The organism is Pseudomonas sp. TREG-RG-20F-10-E-6-01, from assembly GCF_022662455.1.
In the GTDB taxonomy this organism is placed as follows: Bacteria; Pseudomonadota; Gammaproteobacteria; order Pseudomonadales; family Pseudomonadaceae; genus Aquipseudomonas.
Map to the genome: position 1 here is coordinate 847,268 of NZ_JAKNQP010000001.1, position 19,068 is coordinate 866,335.

12 protein-coding genes are annotated in these 19,068 nt (G+C 61.7%); 5 read left to right on the forward strand and 7 right to left on the reverse strand.

Annotation, left to right across the window (positions count from 1 at the left end; all coding sequences use genetic code 11):
- Positions 1 to 93: 93 nt before the first annotated feature.
- Positions 94 to 5,109, forward strand: a complete 5,016-nt coding sequence (locus L8K08_RS04070; RefSeq protein WP_242194460.1) for a DUF6543 domain-containing protein — start codon at positions 94 to 96, stop codon at positions 5,107 to 5,109.
- A 138-nt stretch (positions 5,110 to 5,247) separates the two neighbouring features.
- On the opposite strand, the gene L8K08_RS04075 is transcribed toward L8K08_RS04070, so the two are convergent.
- The 5 genes from L8K08_RS04075 to L8K08_RS04095 form a co-directional block, all read right to left on the reverse strand.
- Positions 5,248 to 5,730, reverse strand: a complete 483-nt coding sequence (locus tag L8K08_RS04075; RefSeq protein WP_242194461.1) for a CS1 type fimbrial major subunit — start codon at positions 5,728 to 5,730, stop codon at positions 5,248 to 5,250.
- A 5-nt stretch (positions 5,731 to 5,735) separates the two neighbouring features.
- Entirely contained in the window at positions 5,736 to 6,494 is a 759-nt protein-coding gene (locus tag L8K08_RS04080) for a molecular chaperone (RefSeq protein WP_242194465.1), read from the reverse strand.
- Between the two features lie 69 nt (positions 6,495 to 6,563).
- Positions 6,564 to 7,808, reverse strand: coding sequence for a hypothetical protein (locus L8K08_RS04085; RefSeq protein ID WP_242194468.1), 1,245 nt, complete (start codon positions 7,806 to 7,808; stop codon positions 6,564 to 6,566).
- 31 nt (positions 7,809 to 7,839) lie between these two features.
- Positions 7,840 to 10,359, reverse strand: a complete 2,520-nt coding sequence (locus L8K08_RS04090) for a CS1-pili formation C-terminal domain-containing protein (protein ID WP_242194470.1) — start codon at positions 10,357 to 10,359, stop codon at positions 7,840 to 7,842.
- 120 nt (positions 10,360 to 10,479) lie between these two features.
- The gene (locus tag L8K08_RS04095) at positions 10,480 to 10,971 is read right to left on the reverse strand and encodes a CS1 type fimbrial major subunit (protein WP_106579440.1); all 492 of its coding nucleotides are present in this window, start codon (positions 10,969 to 10,971) and stop codon (positions 10,480 to 10,482) included.
- A gap of 475 nt (positions 10,972 to 11,446) precedes the next feature.
- On the opposite strand from L8K08_RS04095, the gene L8K08_RS04100 reads away from it, so the two are divergent.
- Together L8K08_RS04100 and L8K08_RS04105 are read left to right on the forward strand one after the other, a co-directional pair.
- Positions 11,447 to 12,019, forward strand: coding sequence for a PadR family transcriptional regulator (locus L8K08_RS04100; RefSeq protein WP_145161452.1), 573 nt, complete (start codon positions 11,447 to 11,449; stop codon positions 12,017 to 12,019).
- A complete protein-coding gene (locus L8K08_RS04105) occupies positions 12,016 to 12,783 on the forward strand; it encodes a siderophore-interacting protein (protein WP_242194474.1) in 768 nt (255 codons plus the stop codon). Before L8K08_RS04100 ends, L8K08_RS04105 begins: the two co-directional genes overlap by 4 nt.
- Positions 12,784 to 12,829: 46 nt before the next feature.
- Here the strand turns inward: L8K08_RS04105 and L8K08_RS04110 are convergent, their stop codons facing one another.
- Both L8K08_RS04110 and L8K08_RS04115 read right to left on the reverse strand, forming a co-directional pair.
- Positions 12,830 to 13,456, reverse strand: coding sequence for a Pr6Pr family membrane protein (locus L8K08_RS04110; protein ID WP_145161446.1), 627 nt, complete (start codon positions 13,454 to 13,456; stop codon positions 12,830 to 12,832).
- A 4-nt stretch (positions 13,457 to 13,460) separates the two neighbouring features.
- A complete protein-coding gene (locus L8K08_RS04115; RefSeq protein WP_048720273.1) occupies positions 13,461 to 13,694 on the reverse strand; it encodes a VF530 family protein in 234 nt (77 codons plus the stop codon).
- Positions 13,695 to 13,907: 213 nt separating this feature from the next.
- Here L8K08_RS04115 and L8K08_RS04120 point away from each other — a divergent pair, with 213 nt between their 5' ends.
- Entirely contained in the window at positions 13,908 to 15,926 is a 2,019-nt protein-coding gene (locus tag L8K08_RS04120; protein WP_242194477.1) for a TonB-dependent receptor, read from the forward strand.
- Between the two features lie 563 nt (positions 15,927 to 16,489).
- Positions 16,490 to 18,907, forward strand: coding sequence for a glucose/quinate/shikimate family membrane-bound PQQ-dependent dehydrogenase (locus L8K08_RS04125; RefSeq protein ID WP_242194479.1), 2,418 nt, complete (start codon positions 16,490 to 16,492; stop codon positions 18,905 to 18,907).
- The last annotated feature ends 161 nt before the right edge of the window (positions 18,908 to 19,068 follow it).

Genomic DNA, 19,068 nt, shown 5'->3' on the forward strand with positions numbered 1-19,068 from the left:
AAACCCCGCGTAAGCCGCTATTTTTAAAGCTTATTTTAGCCTCGACGCGTGAATAGACTCAGGGAGTCTCCACTCTCTGTTCAGGTTCACACCATGCCTACCGATTCCTCCGCCCTGCCGTTCCAGGGCCGTCATTTCGAGTTGATCCAGAACGCGTTGCCCGACTGGGTAAAGGGCACCACAGCGGCGCGAATTGGCGCGCTCAAACGCCAGGGTCTTGCATCTGCGGCGCCTTACCTCGAGACCTCGCCGGCGCAGCACGTGTCACTCAAGCGCGCCGTCGCTGACCATTGGCACGCCCAGGCAGCGCTGGACAAACGCCTCGGCCCGCTCAACGACTTGCGCGCCTTTGCCGAGCCGCTGCTCAAGCGAGCGCTGTTCACGCACTACGGCGAGGTCGATGTACGCAACACCTGGCTGCGGGTGTACGTAGACGCGTCCAATGCCTGGTGGGTGATCAACGTCAAACGAGGCGTACAAAGCAAAACCCTGTCGTTGCTGGACATGGCCCTGCATAACTTCGCCGCCGGCGACACTTTCGTCGACCACGCCTTTTTGGGCCCGGAAGACACCCGTGGTCAGCGCGACAGCCTGACGATACGTGGCCGGCCCGGTGGGCCGATACTGACGGCGCAGCGCTTCAAGGCCGTGTGTCGATCCCTGGACATCGGCGGCCTTTACCAGGCCCGGCTCCAAAGCGCGCTGGGGTTCGATCAGCCGGCGCTGGCCCGCACCGTGCGCGACGAAGTGGTCAGCCAGCTCAAGGCGGATTTGCGCAGCAGTGCGCACCTGGGCCTGCACAGCGGTCATCTGGCAAACGACGCCCATCACGCGTTGCTGAGGTTCATCGACACACCGCTGGGCCTGTCACTCGATGGCCACACCTTGAGGTGCCATACGCTGAGCCTGGCTGAGTGCGAACTGAGCGGGATTATGCTGTTCGCCACGCCTGCAGAGCACGGCTCCGCCCGTGGGCGGCTGATTGCCTGGGTGCCCCAGGACCCCGAGCATCCGCTCAAGCAGTACCCTTCGCCGATTGCCTTCGTCGAAGAGCTGACGCGTCAGTTGCACAGCGGCCCGGCGTATCAGGCGTTTTTCAGTCAATTTGTGGCGCACGCCGAGCGCGGGGTGTTTTTCTCGCGGTTGCAGTCGCGTGCACATCTGCCATTGCGCCTGCTGGACATTGACCGGGATCACCCCAACCGCGCCGCCAACCCTGCGCGAGACGACCCGTGGAACTACCTGCACCGGGTCAAGCTCAACAAGATCGTCAACGACGCCCGGGAGCTGGCGGTATCCACTGCCTACGTCGACCGGCTGGCACGCTGGGCCTGGTGGGACAACCTCGAGCAGATACTCTCGGACGTCCTCAATGCGGCCTTGCTGGTGGTCACACCGTTCGTGCCGGTGGTGGGCCAATTGATGCTGGCCTACAGCGCCTATCAACTGTGCGACGACGTTTTCGAAGGCCTCCTCGATTGGGCCCAGGGCAATGTGCAGGAAGCTGGCGAGCATGTATTGGGAGTAGCTGAAAACCTGATTCAGCTCGCCTTGTTTGCCGGTGCGGGAAAAATCGGCGAGGTCGCGCGCCTCAAACTGTCGGCGTTTGTCGAAGGCCTGCACCCGGTGCAACAGGCCGACGGCACGCTCAAATTGTGGAACCCGGACCTTGCGCCCTACGCTCAATCCAGCCCGCAGGGGCCCACGAACAAAACCCTGTTGCCACTGGAGGACCGGCACTATCATGTGCGCCACGACGCCCAGGCCGACGAGCATCGCGTGGTGCACCCGACACGTGAACAGGCGTATCAGCCCTGGGTGAGGTTCAATGCCGACGGCGCGTTTTTGCACGAAGGCGAGCAGCCGCAACGCTGGGACAGCCAGACCCTGATGCGCCGTATTGGCCCGCGTGTAAAAGACTTCAGCGACCAGCAACTGGCCGACTTGCGCATTGCCAGTGGCACCGATGAAGGCGTGCTGCGCGCGATGCACCTCTACAACCAGCCCCTGCCCCCCTTGCTGGCCGCCAGCCTTGGCCGCCTTGAAGCCCAGCGCTATCCCGAAGCCATCAGCCGCAAGGTTCGTGCAGGCACTCCGCTGCCAAACGGGCCGTCATCGGATTGGTTCCCGCAGCTCATCACCGAGCTGCCCGGCTGGCCGCAGGACAACGCCCTGAAGGTCTGCCTCAATGATGATCTGTCGGGACCGGCCCTCACCTTCGGCAACGTCAACGCAAGCCAGGCCAGCACCCTGACCCTTAGCCTGTCTCAGACGTTGTCCGGGACCCTGCCTGAACGAGTGCTGGCTTTTCTCGACGACGCCGCGATACGCAACTTGCTCAACGGCGATGTCCCCAAGGACCTTCGGCTCACCGCCCTGCGCGATCAATTGGCCGACCGGGTGCTCAGCTATGCCCCCGAGATTGCCGACAAGGTCTACAAGACCCGCGAAATCACCGACAAGCCCAGCCTCGCAACCCTGCGCAAGCCGTTCGAGTACCTGGACTCCAACGCAGCCCTTGCCCTGCTCGGCAGCGCCAGCGGCGAGGAACGCCAGGCGCTCGCGCAACGACGACTGCCGCTGCGCCTGCATAACCAGGCGCGTGAATTGGGCTTTGCCAACCAGTCGGTGCTGGCCTTCCAGGGGTTTGACTGGCCTTCGCCGTTGCCGACCCCGACCGAAAGACTGGTGCTCAACACCTTGAAGTTTCACAGCGACACCTTTGCTCGGTTGCGCATTGAAATCCGCGAACAGGCGGTGACAGGTCGCGTGCTGTGTGAAGCCGGGCCGGCGACTGCCGACACCACACGCGTGCTGATTCGCAAGGCGCGCGGCTATGAAGTGCTCGACCCTTTGACTTCACGGCCGTCAGCGCTCATCGACCTTTACGAGGCGATCCTGCAAGCCCTGCCCGCTGACCGGCGCGACGCATTGGGTATGCAAACGGGCGAAGGTCAAGCGCTCAAGCATTGGCTCAAACAGCGCATGACGTCCCTGGCCGAGCGCCGCAAAGTGCTCGCGCAACCTCCCGTGCCAATGGTCCAGGGCCGCGAAACCAGCCGCCTGCTGGGTGGCCCGGCGGCCAGCCGCTGCTCGGCATTACCCGCCCAAACCCATACCGAGCACGCCCGGCAAACCCTGCAACTGTTGTTTCCACACTTGAGCGAAGCACGCTTGAACCGATTTCTGGAGGACATTCCCCAGGCACAACTGCGCCATACCCTGAACACGCTGGTGGTGGAAAAACAGCAACTGCATGTGGACCTGATGAACTGGCAGAACTCGCTCATCCTCGGCGTCTCGGACGCCGCCGATGACCATGAAGCGAGGGTGTCCAGAAAGCACCTGGCCCATCGGATCATGCGTTGCTGGGGTGACCGGTTTGCTGAATTCACGGACGGCCGCGGTGCTGTCCAGCAAGGTGCCACACTCAACTTCAAAGGCCTGCGCCTGCCGCCCAGGCTCCCGACGCTGAGCGCCAGTTTCGAGCACGTGACATTTCTGGACGCCAGCCAGTGCGGCTTCGGCGAACGCCACAGTGATTTCCTCAAGCACTTCCCCTCCTTGCGCGGCCTCAACCTGGCTGACAATCGCCTCACGCAGGTGCCCAAGGCGCTGGAACAGATGCGTTTTCTCAAGGCGTTGAAACTGGCAGGCAACAGACTTGCACTGACGGCGGAGGACGTGACGCGGTTAAAAAAACTGCGGCGCCTGAAGAGCCTAGACCTGAGCAACAACCCTTTGACCCTGGCGCCCGACATCAGCCATATGCCCGGGTTGCACCTGCTTTACCTCCGCGGCACGCGCCTGGCTACCTGGCCCCAAGGGTTGTTCGTATACCCGCGCAATGACGCCTTTGTACTCGACCTGCGCGGCACCCGGATCAACCGCCTGCCCGAGGTCGCAGCCGGTTCCGCGCAAGGCAGAGTGGTGGCCCGCGCACGCCTGGATCGGCGCACCCTGCCGGACGAGCAACGCCTGCGCTATGAAGCTTTGCGCGTGGCCGCAGGCCTTGATCCCAACCGCACGTATGAGCCACTCGGTCACAACGCATTCTGGACGCAGGGCCTGCAAGGCGCCGATCTTCAGGACGCTCAAGCCCTGTGGCAGGCAGTGGAGCAGGAACAGGGTTCCCAGGGCTTTTTCGAAGTCATTGAAGCGCTGGAGATCGAAGGCGTTTTTGAGACTGACGCCGACCGCCAACGCTACGCCGTCAACCGCCCACTGCTGACCCAGCAGGTATGGCGCCTGCTGTGGGCAGCCCATGAAGACACCGAACTGCGTGAGCGCCTGTTCAAGATGGCGAGCTTTCCCGGCCTGTGCCCAGATGCCGGGGCACAGATTTTCAATGAAATGGGGATCGAGGTCATGGTCAGCGAGATCCGCCGTGATACCGCAACCGCCGCTGAGCTGGAAAGCCGTCTCGTCACGCTGGCCAAAGGCAGCGCCCACCTCAAACAACTGGCGAAGGCCGTGGGCCAGGAAATCGCCCGACGCCTGCGCCCGGTGGCCGAAGGGGGCCTTGGGCAGCGCTTCAGATCGCAAGTGCGCGACGGGGTGCCCGGCGAGGTTGATGAGGTGGATATTCACCTGGCCTATCAAACCGCCCTCGCCCGCCGTCTCGACCTGCCCTGGCTGAGTGATCACATGCTTTACCGGGTCAACGCGGCTGTCAGCGCTGCCCAGATCGAGCAAGCCTACAGCGTGGTGCTGGAGCTGGATGAGGGCGACGGCCTGGTCAACCAGATGCTGCTCGAACCCTGGTGGGAACAGCACCTGCGTGACGCTTACGACAGCCAGTACCGTGACAACGAGCGCGAGTTCGGCGAGCGCTTCCTGGCGCTGGATGATCTGCAAACGGCGCAGGCGCAATGGGCCAATGCCCAGGCGTTGCCGGAGCCCGAACGCGAGCGCCTTCGCGCAGCCCTCAAGCACTTGGCCGAGGCGGTGCAAGTGCCCGAAAGTGTGGTGTTCACCGCCGAGCCAATGGACGACGCGCAGTACAACCGGTTGCTCAACGACCTGGGCTACAACGAACAGGAATGGATGCGCCGCCTGACCCGCCGGGCGCTCAGCGACGCGACGGGGCGCAGCAACCGTTCCCGTTGAAGAAGGTGGCGGTGGCGCGGGGAGGTTTTTCCGTCCACCGTCTCGACGCTTGAAACGGGTCGGTGACTCGATAAAACCAGCCAGCGAATGCGTGCCTCTGGGCAAGTGGCGCTCAACCGTTACCGGTGCAAGGTCAACTCAAGGCGCAAGGAAGTCGAACACGATGTGCACCGTGCCGTAATACTCCCCGGCCATGTACCCGCCGACGGGCTTGATCGCGGCGATTTCCAACTCCGCGCGCCGGCCCACGCGCGCCTCGGCGGCATTGACGACTTCGGTACTCTCAAGGGTCAGCGGCACCTGGTTGAACAGCACCTGCAGATCAATCCGCTGGTGGCCGCTTTGCAGATAGGGCTCGGCCCCCAGCCGCGCGGCAACCGCGCCGGTGAGGTTTTTAACATCAAAATTCTTGCGCAGGCGGCTCAGCTCAGAGGTCACCAGGTTCCAGGCAAGCACTTGATCATGCCCCATCCAATCGGGCTCGGAAGGCAGCACGTAGGCCTCGTGCACCGGAATCGTCACCGAGACATCGAACGCGTGACGGGACTCAATCGCCCAGGCCTGGGCGGCCACCAATAGCAGCACTGCAAACAGCGTCAGCCTTGTGAGTTGCTTGAACATCGTCATCACCCGTTGCTGTTGACCGTGACCGGTTTTTTGTTCTGCCCTTCAATCAGCTGAAAGCCGTAGGTGCGGTCGGTTTTTTTCTCGAACACCAACTGGCGCCCGGGCAGGATGTGATGCTTGGTGGTCGGCAGGCAGTCGCTTTTTGCGGTGAGCGAACAGTCACGAAACTCATCCAGCACCACCACGCTGTTGCCGTTGTTACGCAACTGGTATTGGTTGCCTGTCTGGTTGATCTGCGTATCGAAACGCGTGGCCTTGGGCCGCACGAAAAACACCGTGCCGTAACCCGCCATGACGTTGATTCCGGCCGCGAGGCTGTCCTTGTAGTCGGCCCGTTCTTCGTCGGTGATCGCGAAGTTATCGTCCTTCTCCGGCACTACGGGAATAAAGCGCACGCGGAAATAACGCTCCTTGTCCCTCGGCCCCATGTACAACAGGCGCGTGCCCTGGCGCCCGTTGGCCGGCACGATCAGCCGCGCCGGGCTCGCCATCAGGCCGTCGCGCCGGGTGGTATTGCCATCGCTGTCGGTGAGCGATGCAACCGGCACCTCGCGATGGGTGCCATCGGCGTTGTAGACGATCTCCAGTACATCGACGCGGATGAATGCCGTGCTCGTGCCGGTGTTGGACACGCGCTTGAGATAGGAACTGCGATCCTGCTCGAGGTAGTCATACACCACCCCGACGTTGATCGCCGGGGCCGCCTGGGCGCCGAGAGCACAAAGCAACAACCCGATCGATAACACTGCCTGTTTCATGTTTGATTACGCCTCGTTAATTGAACACGGCCCGCGCGATACCCACGAGCCGGGAATGCGGATGGCCGTCTAGACCTGCGAATCCCAGACCACGGTGACCACGCCCGAATAGGTGCTCCCGGGCCGTTTGAGCATTTCGCTCATGTCGTCTCGCTGCACTTCGAAGTGCAGGGTGCCGGGCCGGTCATTGATGTAATGCAGCGGCTGAAACAGCTCGCTGCCCACGCCATCCAGGCGCAGCGCGAGTTTGTTCACCGTTTGTGCGTACTGATCGACCAGGCCGCTGGGCAAGGTCACCGCGACCTGCAGCGGCACTTCATCACCCTCGGCATTGCGCAGCCCGCAGGTGTTGCCCATGACGATCGAGCATTCGAGCTGCATCTTGAAACGCGAGCTGCTGGCGATGCGGAACGTCTGGTCGCGGTACAAACGCGCCGGTGCCCGCCCCTGGTTGAGCCAGGCTTGCCAGCCGCCCTGGGGGATCAATTCGACACGGTTGCCACCGGGCGGGATATCGACCTTGAGCGCGTGTTCCACGCTCAGCCGAAAATTGAAGGTGGCGACGGTTTCGCTGGTTTGCATCACATCGCCGATGTCGAAATCCCCGCCTGGCCCGAAGGTGTAGGTGAGGCTGCCGGCGTAATCACCGGACCTCATGTTGAGCGGGTTCGGGGTCCTGAGCTCGTAGGCGTATTCAAAATTGCTGTAGTACATCCAGGGTATGTCAGTGCCGGCCGTCACACTGCAGGCACCGGCATTCTCGGGAACGATCCAGAAAAACAACGCAAAGGACGGCGAGGCCGCCAGGTAATTCACGCCCTGGCAAGGCGCTGGCGCATGCTGCCAGTAGTAAGACCACTGAGGCATGCCTGTCGTCGCCCAGCCACTGACTCCCGGTGGGTAGGTGACATCCCAGCGCGCGCCCACACCGGCAATACGCATCTGGACCGTCTCGGTTTCACCGGTCGCCTGGTGGGTGACCTGCAGGTCTCGCCAGGCCGAGGGCACTTTGAAATAAGCGCCTTTGCGCGGCTCGGCATAAGCCAGGACGGGCCCGCTTGACGCCGCCGAGAAGGGCCTGCGAATGGTGAAAATATTCATCTCCTTGCACCGCGCGGGAATATGCCCGGGGCAAATCCCGCTTTCCGGCGTGGTGTTCTCGAATTTGTTGACCATCGGGTTGCCCGGGTCGGGACGGAACACGGCGGTAATTTCCTCGACAAACGCCTGCGCCGGTGTGCTGAACAAACCCATGATCAGGGCCAGCGCACGGCACGACCCCAAGGCGCTTCTGGTTGCAGCGACTGACTTCATACATTCTCCGGTTCAAAAGTGCGGGCAGCCATCAGCCGGCGGTTTCCACGTTGAAGTTGGCTTCGGCCAGCGTGTCGGGGGTGCAACGCAGGTCGCCGATCATCAGCACATCGTTTTCATTCGGGGCGTTGGCCGGGTCGAGGCGGAACTGGCAAAGCAACTGGTTCTGGTAGCGCACTTGCAGGGTGGGTGAGCTGGCGCTCATTTCCATCGAGAAGAACCCGTCCACCTCGCTGACCCCACGGCTGGCGTGGTTGATCACGTGATGCCCCTTGAGCGGCCGACCCTGGGCATCGAGCAGACGCCCCAGCACCGACACGGTTTTCAGCACGGTGACCTTGCGGTAGTCCACCCCGCCCTTGTTCAAGTGATACGTAGTGCGCGCCGGCTGGATGTTGGCGGCGGGCGGGTGATTGCCGTCGAAATCGAAGTTGACGCTGCTGCTTTTGTAGGCGGCCAGCGGCACAAAATTGCGACCGGGGCGCAAGACCGCGCCACCGCCACTGAAGTCATCGGCGCGCAGGGTGATGGCCTCGAGGTCAGTCTCGACATCGATGATCATGCCCGCGCCCGTGCCGTGGTACTGGCTGGTGAGCAACGCCTTGTCGGCGCCGGCCACGAACGTGCTGTTGAGGTTCAGGCCGCCAGTGAATTTGTTGTTGAACGAGCTGCGCTGCAGGAAGCCGTCGCCGCTGACCGTGTCGGTACTGAAGCTGGCCGTGCCCGACAGGCCAACGCCATAAGTGTCGGTGATGGCAGTGGCCGAAACGCTTTGCAGCAGGTGGTCGGTGAGGTCCTGGCGAAAGGTGACCGAGGCATTGTTGTCACGGCCGCCATCACGCGCCGTGCGAGTGCCGACACTGCCGGACACTTGGCGGCCGTCGGTGCCCAGCGCCAGGCTCAAGGTGACGTCGATGCCACGGTTGCGCTGATCGTCAGTGCCGTTGGTGCCCGGCCGGTCGAACGCCGAGAAGCGCCAGTTGGCGTCGCTGCCCATCAAGGTGCTGCGCCGGTTCCAGCCCAGGTCCAGGCCGGCGCCCACGACATTGCCCTGGCTGTGGGACAGGCGCACGTTCCAGGAGTTGAGCGCATCGACACGGTGGTTGACCGACAACGCGGTGTTGCTGGTTTCGCCGACGAAGGTATTGCGCCGCAACCGCGTGCCGTCGGGCAGCGTGTCATAGGTGTCGCGGGTGTCGAGCCAGCTGCGGTTGTGGCTGAACACCAGGTTGGTGGTGCCCAGCGTATAAAGCGCCTGCAGGTCCATCCCGGTGCCGTGTTCCTGGGTCTCATACACGTTGGCGTAGACGCTGGTGTTGTTGGCGACGGTCCAGTCCACCGAACCGCCGTATTGCAATTGCTCACGCACTTCACGTGCCGACAACCCGAGAATCACCCGCGGGTGCAACAGGTAGTTGACGGAAGCGCCGGTGGTGATGGCGCCGGAGGCCTGGTCGTCCCAGTTGCTGAATAATTTGGTTTCCCTGCCGGCAAACACGTTGTAGCGCCAGCGGTCGTCGGCGTTGCGCCAGTTGCTCGGTTTGTACACCAGCTCCTGAGAGGTACTGACCGTCATGCCGTCTTCCACCAGGCGCACTTCCACCTCATAGATACCGCCGGGCAGTGGGCGGGTGTCGAGCGTCTGCAGGCCGGCCGCCACTGACTGGCTATTGAGCAGCAAGCCATTGCGGTAGATCTCCACGGACGCCTGACGGTTGGCCGTGACGTAGATCGGATAGACGCTGGCCTTGGCGTTGTTGATCGCCAACGTGTCGGAGCTGCCGTACATCACGCCCAGGGCCGTGTCGGGGCTGGCGCCAAAACTGCGCAGCTGTCGGGTCAGGCCATCGGAGTTGGGCGTGAAATGGCCCAGGCGCAGAAAACGCCCTTCGAGCTCGCGCTGGGTATACAGCTCGTGGATCGCGTGGCGCAGGTGCTCTTCGTCGCCGCTCTGGCGGGCCAGCTGCAGGTTGAACACCTGGCTCCAATTGCCCAGGCTGGCGCTCGCCTGCAAACCGTAACGCCCGCCCAGGTCTTCGTCCTGGCCGCCGTTGAGGTTCAGTTGATTGTTGACGATCAAGCCACGGCTGCCGCCTTCCGGCTGCGCGTAGTAGCGCGGGGCGTCATCGGCGCGTTCGACGTTTTGCGTGATGATCGAAAGCTGCGAGCTCTCGAGGCTGTAGTGGGTAGACAGCATCTGCGCAGGGCACGCCTGGCTGCACGCGCCCAGCGCCACACCCTTTTCAAGGATGGCCTGCCAGGTGTCGCGGGTCGCCAGTGGGACTTTGCTGTCGCCCACGTCGGTAAATTCGAGCAGGGTTACGCGGTCATCCCGGGACAACACGATTAACGCCTCGCCGAGTAACTGCTGGTCAAGGTCGACCCGCACGGCCAGCGGTACATCGAAGAAGTGATCACTGAACCCGGTGGGCAAGCCTTGGGCCTGAGCGATCAGACTGCCAGGATTTTCAACACCGGAATTCGGCGCCGCCAGGGCACCCATACAAAAAAAAAGCGCAAGCGCCGCCGCGATGGGAGTCATCGGGAACATGAACACATACTCTGAATGCCAAATGACAAGAATGAAAATCAGGCCGGCGGCCCCTGAACAACCGGCCGGCCTGCTGACGCGATGCCCACGAGCGCGAGGCTCAAGGGGCACTCATTGACGTCAAAGAGCTGGCAGCACCGCGTCAAATACCAGCGGCATAACGCTGGTGTAATTGCCACGCTGATTCGCCGAAGGTTTGGCGGCGTCGATACGCAGTACGGCGCCCAGGCCCGGTGTGGAATCAGCTTCGTTGACAACTTCCTGAGGCGTGCCGCTGAGCACTACACCGTTCAAGGTGGCGGTCAGCGGAATGTTTTGCGTGGCATCACCGTTGAACAGCACTGCCGGGCCGCCGTCGATATAGGCGTGAATAGACCCGTTGGTGTTGCGCATGTCGTAGACCGCGGACAACGACGCCAACTCACCATTGGCCAGGTTATACGACATGGCCTCGTCACGGCCCCAGTTAGGGTCGCGCGGCTGCACGTGGAACACGGTGGTCGGGATGCTCGCCTTGATATTGACAGTGTGATTGGCCTCACCGGCCGCGAACGCCATGGAGGACAGCGCCATGGCAGCCAAAGGGGCAGCAATTGCGAACTTCTTGAACATAGTCGACACCTGTTATTTGCATTGAGTTATATCGCTGAACGTTGAACACAAGACACTGCACAACGTGCGAAGGGCATTACGCGCTCATCAATGTTTGAAAAGCACGGTAATGATCAAGCAATTCAAATAACCAGGATGCCCGCTATTTCTTATAGAGCTGTGGCTTTAATTAGTAAGGCTTGAGGGAAAAAGATGGCACATTGCCAAAACTTTTAATTGATCTGTAAGAACAGGACTACACATCTATATTCGAAACTTTGCTGTGGAATAAAGTCCGTCAGAACAGTACCACAACAGTAACTTTCCGGATAAACATCGGCGCAAAAAAGTTGAGCATTAACTCCAAATAATTCACACATTTGAATGCTGTCTTGAAGAGACCAAACGGCTGTTCACCGACCGTTGGTCGCCTCGGCCTTTCGCCGGATAAAGATATATCTTAAGTTCTATCTTAACCCAAACGGAGAAAGCGAAAATGAGAGAGCATCCCCACCAACGCAACCACGGTGATGGCCGTGATGGTTTTGAAAAACGCCCCGGCCGTGAACGCGGCGGCCGTGGTCCACGCGTGTTTGCCCCCGGCGACCTGAAATTACTGCTGCTGGCGTTGATCGGCGAACAGCCGTGCCACGGCTACGACCTTATCCGCCAGATCGAAGGCCTGTTCGACGGCGCCTACAGCCCCAGCCCCGGCGTGATCTACCCGACCCTGACCTTTCTGGAAGAAAGCGAACTGGTAACCGGCGATACCGAAGGCGGAAAAAAACGCTACACAATCACCGACGCCGGTCGTCTTTCCTTAAGTGAGCAGGCGATTGCCCTGGAAGGCGTGCGCATGCGCATCGACGTCAGCAAACGCTCGCTGCGTGGCCATGATCGCCCGCCCGAAATCCATGAGGCGGTGCACAACCTGCGCCATGCCTTGCAGCTGCACCACGGGCGCTGGAGCCCGGAAGAAATCGCGCGTGTCGCGGCCCTGCTCAACAGCACCGCCCAAGCCATTGTCGACGGCCCGGCCGTTCAACCAGTCCATGGGAAAGCTCAATGAATACGCAAGCCATCCACCGCGTCACCCACGAGATCAAGCGCCGCCGCCTGGAAGTGTTGCGCGTGACCGACATCACCCCGCGCATGCGCCGCATCACCCTGGGTGGGCCCGAGCTGGCAGGTTTTATCAGCCTGGGCAGCGACGACCACATCAAGCTGCTGTTCCCGCAGAACGCCGCCGAACAGGCCGCGCTGGAAAGCCCGAACTTCAGCATCAAGGGCGAGGGCCCACAACCGGCCATGCGCGACTACACGCCACGGCGTTTCGACCTGAACACCGGTGAACTGGACATCGACTTCGTGCTGCACGGCGATGGCCCTGCCTCCACCTGGGCCGAGCAGGTGCAGGTCGGCCAGCACCTGTATATCGGTGGGCCACGCGGTTCGATGATCGTGCCGGATATGTTCGACAGTTACCTGCTGATCGGCGATGAAACCGCCCTGCCCGCCATTGGCCGGCGCCTGGAAGAATTACCGGCGGGTCGCAAGGTGCTGGCGGTGATTGAAATCGCCAATGCCGCAGAACAGCAGACGCTGAACAGTGCCGCGGATGTGCAGGTGATCTGGGTGATACGCGGCCAGGACGACCTGCTTGAAACCGTTCGCACACTGACGCTGCCGAGCGGCTTGCTGTACAGCTTCGTGGCGACAGAAACCAAGCTGTCGCGCCAAGTGCGCCGCGTGCTGCTGGACACCCATCAGGTCAATGAAGCGTTCCTCAAGGCTGTGGGTTACTGGCGTGCAGAAGGCAGCGAAGAAGAGTAAGCCGATCGAAGTCGACAATGTGGCAGCGGGCTCGCCGCTGCCACATTTAGTTTCGCGGTGGCTTTAAGCACTTATCCAGGCCCACCACTGCCAACGCAATCCCGATAAACCCCGCCAGAATTCCCCCGGCATTCACAAACACTTGTGGATAACCAAGCGTGTCCACATCAATGAACGGGTACTGATACTGCCCGAGCAAATGCCCGCGCAGCAGTACATAGCCGAAGTACACCAACGGGTAGATCACCCAGGCGCCGATGTGGTTGAAACGCAACGTGCCCTTGGGCACACACCGCCACCAATAAATCACAAACAGCACCGGCATGACGTCGTGCAGCAATTCATCGGCGACGAACTGAAAGCCCGTGGGGCTCCACAAATGCCGCAACAGCAGGTTGTACGCCAGGCTCACCACGACGATGCTCGCAGCGATCGCGCTACTGACCCTGGGCGCCAGGAAAAACCGCTTGGCGGCTGAATCCCGACTGATCAGCGCGTAGCTGAGCACCACCACCACCAGGGTGTTGGTCAGCACCGTGAAGAAACTGAAAAAGTTGATCAACCCGCCCAGCAGGCTGGCGCCCGCCGTCCAGCGCGAATCGAAAATCAGGTATTGCTGAATCGCCAACCCTGCCCAGCCGGCCAGTGCCGCAGCCGCGATGAAACGCTTCATGGGCTCAGTCCAGTGGGCGTTTGGTACGCATCAGCTTCACGTACAACCCTTCGACTTTTTCCCGCGCCCATGGGGTTTTGCGCAGGAACGTCAGGCTCGACTTGATGCTCGGATCGCTCTTGAAGCAGCGCACATCAATGCGTTCGGCCAGGCCTGCCCATTCGTAGTGTTCCACCAGGGTGGTGAGGACGTGTTGCAGGGTCACACCGTGGAGCGGGTCGTTGCTTGTCGCGGTCATGCCGGGCCTTTTGCAATAAGAGGAAACACAGCCGCGCACCTTAGCCGACGGGGCGTACAGGTGGAAGCACTGCATTGAATATAGACCCTGAAGAAAAGTTCCCCTTTTCAGCGAAAAAAGAGATGTTATATTGTAACTATAAATATCAAAAGTAACTGACCCGATACCGTTTCAGCCTTCTCTTTTTTGTGCCGTTTTGCCAAGGAATGTTCGATGTCCCTCTCTTCTCTCTGGCGCTTGACCCCGCTTGCCGCCGCTCTGCTGATCTGCTCCGAAGCCCACGCCCTGGAACTGCAACCCCAAGTCATCACCGGCAATCCACTGGGCAGCGAACAGCTCGCCTCACCGACCACCGTGCTGGAAGGTGATGCCCTGACCCTGCAACAAAAAGGCAGCCTCGGCGAAACCCTGAACAAGCAGCCGGGCGTGTCCTCGTCCTACTTCGGTCCGGGTGCCAGCCGACCGATCATTCGTGGCCAGGATGGCGACCGCATTCGCCTCCTGCGCAACGGCGTGGGCGCGTTGGATGCATCGTCGCTGTCTTACGACCATGCCGTGCCGCTGGACCCGGTCAACATCGAGCGCATTGAAATCGTACGCGGCCCGGCCGCCTTGCTGTACGGCGGCAGCGCCATTGGCGGCGTGGTCAACACCTTCGACAACCGCATCCCCACCGAAGCCATCGAAGGCATCCACGGTGCCGGTGAATTGCGCTACGGCGGCGCCGACACCACCCGCAGCAGCGCCGGCAAACTGGAGGCCGGCAACGGCACCTTCGCCTTGCACCTGGACGCGAACGCGCGGGAATTCAACGACCTGAAAATCCCCGGTTTTGCGCGCAGCCGCCACGCCCCGGACACCGAAGATGGCCCCGGCAAAAACGGCCGCCTGGGCAACAGCGACGGGCGCCAGGACGGTGGCGCGGTGGGCGGCTCCTACACCTGGGACGACGGTTACGCCGGCCTGTCCTACAGCAACTACGATGCAAACTACGGCTCACCTGCCGAGCAGGACGTGCGCATCCGCATGAAGCAGGATCACTACGCCTTTGCCTCCGAGATCCGCAACCTGCAGGGCCCGTTCACCTCGGTAAAACTCGACGCGGGCTACACCGACTACCAACACCGCGAAATCGAAAGCGGCGAAACCGGCACGGTGTTCAAGAACAAGGGTTACGAGGCGCGCGTAGAAGCTCGCCATCAGCCGATTGGCCCATTCGATGGCGTGGTCGGCGCGCAGGTGACCCGCAACGAATTCTCGGCCCTTGGCGAAGAAGCCTTCGTGCCGCAGACCGACACCAACGCCGGCGCCCTGTTTATCCTCGAAGAAATGCAGGCCACCGAGCGCCTCAAGCTCAGCCTCGGCGCTCGCCTGGAACACACCAGCGTCGACCCGGACGCCAAGGGCAATGCGCGCTTCGCCAATGCCGACAAAACCAATGACTTCACCGCCGGCAGCCTTTCGTCCGGCGCGGTGTACAGCCTCACGCCGGTCTGGTCCCTGGCCGCGACCTTGGGCTACACCGAGCGCGCGCCGACCTTCTACGAGCTGTACGCCAACGGTGCCCACGTCGCCACCGGCACTTATGAGTTGGGCGATGCCAACCTGAAGAAAGAAAAAGCCGTGTCCAGCGACTTGGCGCTGCGTTTCGACAATGGCACCCACAAGGGCAGCTTCGGGGTGTTCTACAGCCGCTTCTCCAATTACATCGGGTTGTTGGGCACCGGTCGTACGCTGAACGATGACGGCGAAGAGGACGCGGGCGGCATCCCTGAGTACAGGTACTCGGGCGTGCGTGCACGTTTCGCCGGCTTCGAAGCCCAGGATCACTGGAAACTCGGCGAAGGTGCCTACGGCAAGTTTGCGCTGGAGCTGTCGGGCGATTACACCCGCGCGACCAACCTGGACACCGGCGAAGCCTTGCCGCGCATCGCACCGCTGCGCGTAAACAGCGGTTTGCTGTGGGAACTGGACCGCTGGCAGGCGCGGATCGACGTCGAGCATGCGGCGGGCCAGGGGCGTGTGCCGAGTAACGAGCGCGGCACCGATGGCTACACCACCCTGGGCGCGAGTGCGGGTTATCACTTCAACGTTGGCGCCAGCCAGTGGCTGGCGTTCGTCAATGGCGAAAACCTGACCAACCAGACCGTGCGGTATGCCAGCTCGATCCTGCGCGATATCGCGCCGGCGCCGGGGCGCAGTGTGCAATTGGGTGTACGTACCACCTTCTAACGCCCGCCTTTGGAATCAGTTTTTTGTAGCAAAAGTACTTCCTGTGGCGAGCGGGCTTGCCCCGCGTTGGGCCGCGAAGCGGCCCTGAAATCAGTCAATGAGCTGTACCTGATACACCGCATTTCTCATTGATCAGGGCCGCTTCGCGCCCCAACGCGGGGCAAGCCCGCTCGCCACGACAAACCAACTGACCACCACACCCTCAATCCACCTTGGGAATCGGGTTTCCACAGACATTTTTGCAGCGACGTTCTGTCACTGTTACCAGAACTGAAATGATGCATCTCTCGATTTAGTCTTTCTCAATACGAGCAGGCGCTTTATCCTTGCCGCAACAAACTGAAACGTTTCATGCCTGCGGTCGATCCCACCTTGCCAAACTTACCCCTCTTCAGAGACAGCGCTGTCTTCTACCGACCTGCGCACGGGAATAAATCGCCCGCCTGTGGATAACCCTCTTATCCCCAGAAAAACCGAATTAACGCTGAACCAAGCCCGCGCCGAATCGTCATCTACAGTGAAGCACGGGGTTACATAATTCCAACGTCACGGAGAAACACACTATGAGCACTGATGGTGCTTCAAGCTCAAGCCGCCTGCTGCCCAGGTTGCTGGGGATCTTGCTGCTGATCATGGGGCTGGCCTTGCTGGCCGGCGGCGTCAAGCTGAGCATGCTCGGCGGGTCGCTGTACTACCTGCTGGCCGGTATTGGCATCGCCCTCACCGGCGTTTTGCTCCTGGCCACCCGCCGCGCCGCGCTGGGTCTGTACGCACTGGTGCTGTTCGCCAGCACCGTGTGGGCACTGTGGGAAGTCGGCCTGGATTGGTGGCAGCTGGTGCCGCGCCTGGCCCTGCTGTTCGCCTTGGGCATCGTCTTGCTGCTGCCGTGGTTTCGCCGTCCGTTATTGCGCGGCCAGCCTGCGCCGCTGGGCACTGGCGCGCTGAGCGTGGCCGTGGTGCTGGCGGGCGCTGCCGCCCTGGCCAGCCAATTCACCAACCCGGGTGAAATGGTCAAGACCGGTCAGCTCGACCGCGACGCCGTGCCTGGCATGGCCAGCGCTGCACCGGCCCAGGCCGATGGCGACTGGAACTCCTACGGTCGTTCGGCCTTCGGTGATCGTTACTCGCCACTGGCGCAGATCACTCCGGAAAACGCCCACAAGCTGGTGCCTGCCTGGACCTTCCGCACCGGCGACATTCCTGGCCCAGGCGATCCCGGTGAAACCACCGCGGAAAACACCCCGCTGAAAGTCAACGGCATGCTCTACGTGTGCACGCCGCACAGCCAGGTAATTGCCCTGGACCCGGACACCGGCAAGGAAATCTGGCGTTTCGACCCGAAGATCAGCACCGAAGGTGCGGCGAACTTCAAAGGTTGGGCGCACATGACCTGCCGTGGCGTGTCGTATCACGATGACGCGGTGTACGCCTCCGAGCAGAGCCCTACCGGCAGTGCCAGCACCGCTCCGGTCAGCACCGTCTGCCCGAAACGCATTTTTGTACCGACTGCCGACACCCGTCTGATCGCCCTGGATGCCGACACCGGCAAAATGTGTGAAGACTTCGGTGACAAAGGCCAGGTCGACCTGCGTGCCAATATCGGCAGCTTCGCCCCAGGCGGTTACTACTCCACCTCGCCACCGGCCGTGACCAAGAACCTGGTCGTGATCGGCGGTCACGTGACCGACAACGTTTCCACCGACGAGCCTAGCGGCGTGATCCGCGCGTTCGACGTGCACACCGGCAAGCTGGTGTGGAACTGGGACAGCGGCAACCCGGACGACACCACCCCGTTGGCCGAGGGCAAGACCTACACCCGCAACTCGCCGAACATGTGGTCCATGTTCAGCGTCGATGAAAAACTCGGCATGCTCTACCTGCCGATGGGCAACCAGATGCCTGACCAATACGGCGGCGACCGTACCGAAGATTCGGAAAAATACAGCGCCGGCCTGACTGCTCTGGACATCGACAGCGGCCACGTGAAGTGGACCTTCCAGTTCACTCACCACGACCTGTGGGACATGGACGTGGGCGGCCAGCCTAGCCTGATCGACATCAAGACCGCACAGGGCGTCAAGCAAGCGGTGATGGCGTCGACCAAGCAAGGCAGCATCTACGTGCTGGACCGCACCAACGGTCAGCCTGTGGTGCCGATCAACGAAATCCCTGTACCGCAAGGCGCAGTGGCCGGTGATCACACCTCCCCGACCCAACCCAAATCCGACCTGAACTTCATGCCGCCGCCGTTGAAAGAACGCGACATGTGGGGCGTGACACCGTTTGACCAGATGCTGTGCCGGATCGATTTCAAATCCATGCGCTACGACGGCCCGTTCACCCCGCCATCGCTGCAAGGTTCGATCGTTTACCCAGGTAACTTCGGCGTGTTCGACTGGGGCGGCATTTCCGTCGACCCGGTTCGCCAGATTGCCTTCGTGAACCCGAGCTACATGGCGTTCAAATCGAAACTGATCCCGGCGGCCGACATTGCCAAGCAAGGTCCGCGCGTCAGCGAAACCGAAGGCGTACAGCCAAACAAAGGCGCGCCGTACGGCGTGATCCTCGAAGCGCTGCTGTCGCCTCTGGGCCTGCCGTGCCAGGCACCGGCGTGGGGTTATGTGGCGGCGGTCGACCTGACCAACCACCAGACCATCTGGATGCACAAGAACGGCACCGTGCGCGACAGCTCGCCGGTTCCGGTCCCGCTGACCATGGGCGTGCCTAGCCTGGGCGGGACATTCACCACCGCCGGTGGCGTGTCCTTCCTCAGCGGCACCCTCGACCAGTACCTGCGTGCCTATGACGTGAAAAACGGCAAGCAGCTGTGGGAAGGCCGCCTGCCAGCAGGCGCGCAAACCACACCGATGACCTACACCGGCAAGGACGGCAAGCAGTACGTGCTGGTCATGGCTGGCGGTCACGGCTCGCTGGGCACCAAGCAGGGTGACTATGTGATGGCGTTCAAACTGCCGGACTAAGTGTTAACCGGCGGTAAAACAAAGGCGGCTACCTGATGGGTAGCCGCCTTTTTTGTGCCCGTGTTCACTCAATGTGGGAGCTGGCTTGCCTGAGAGGGCGGTGCAACAGAAACAGATTCTTTGACGGCCACACGGCCATCGCGAGCAAGCCCGCTCCCACA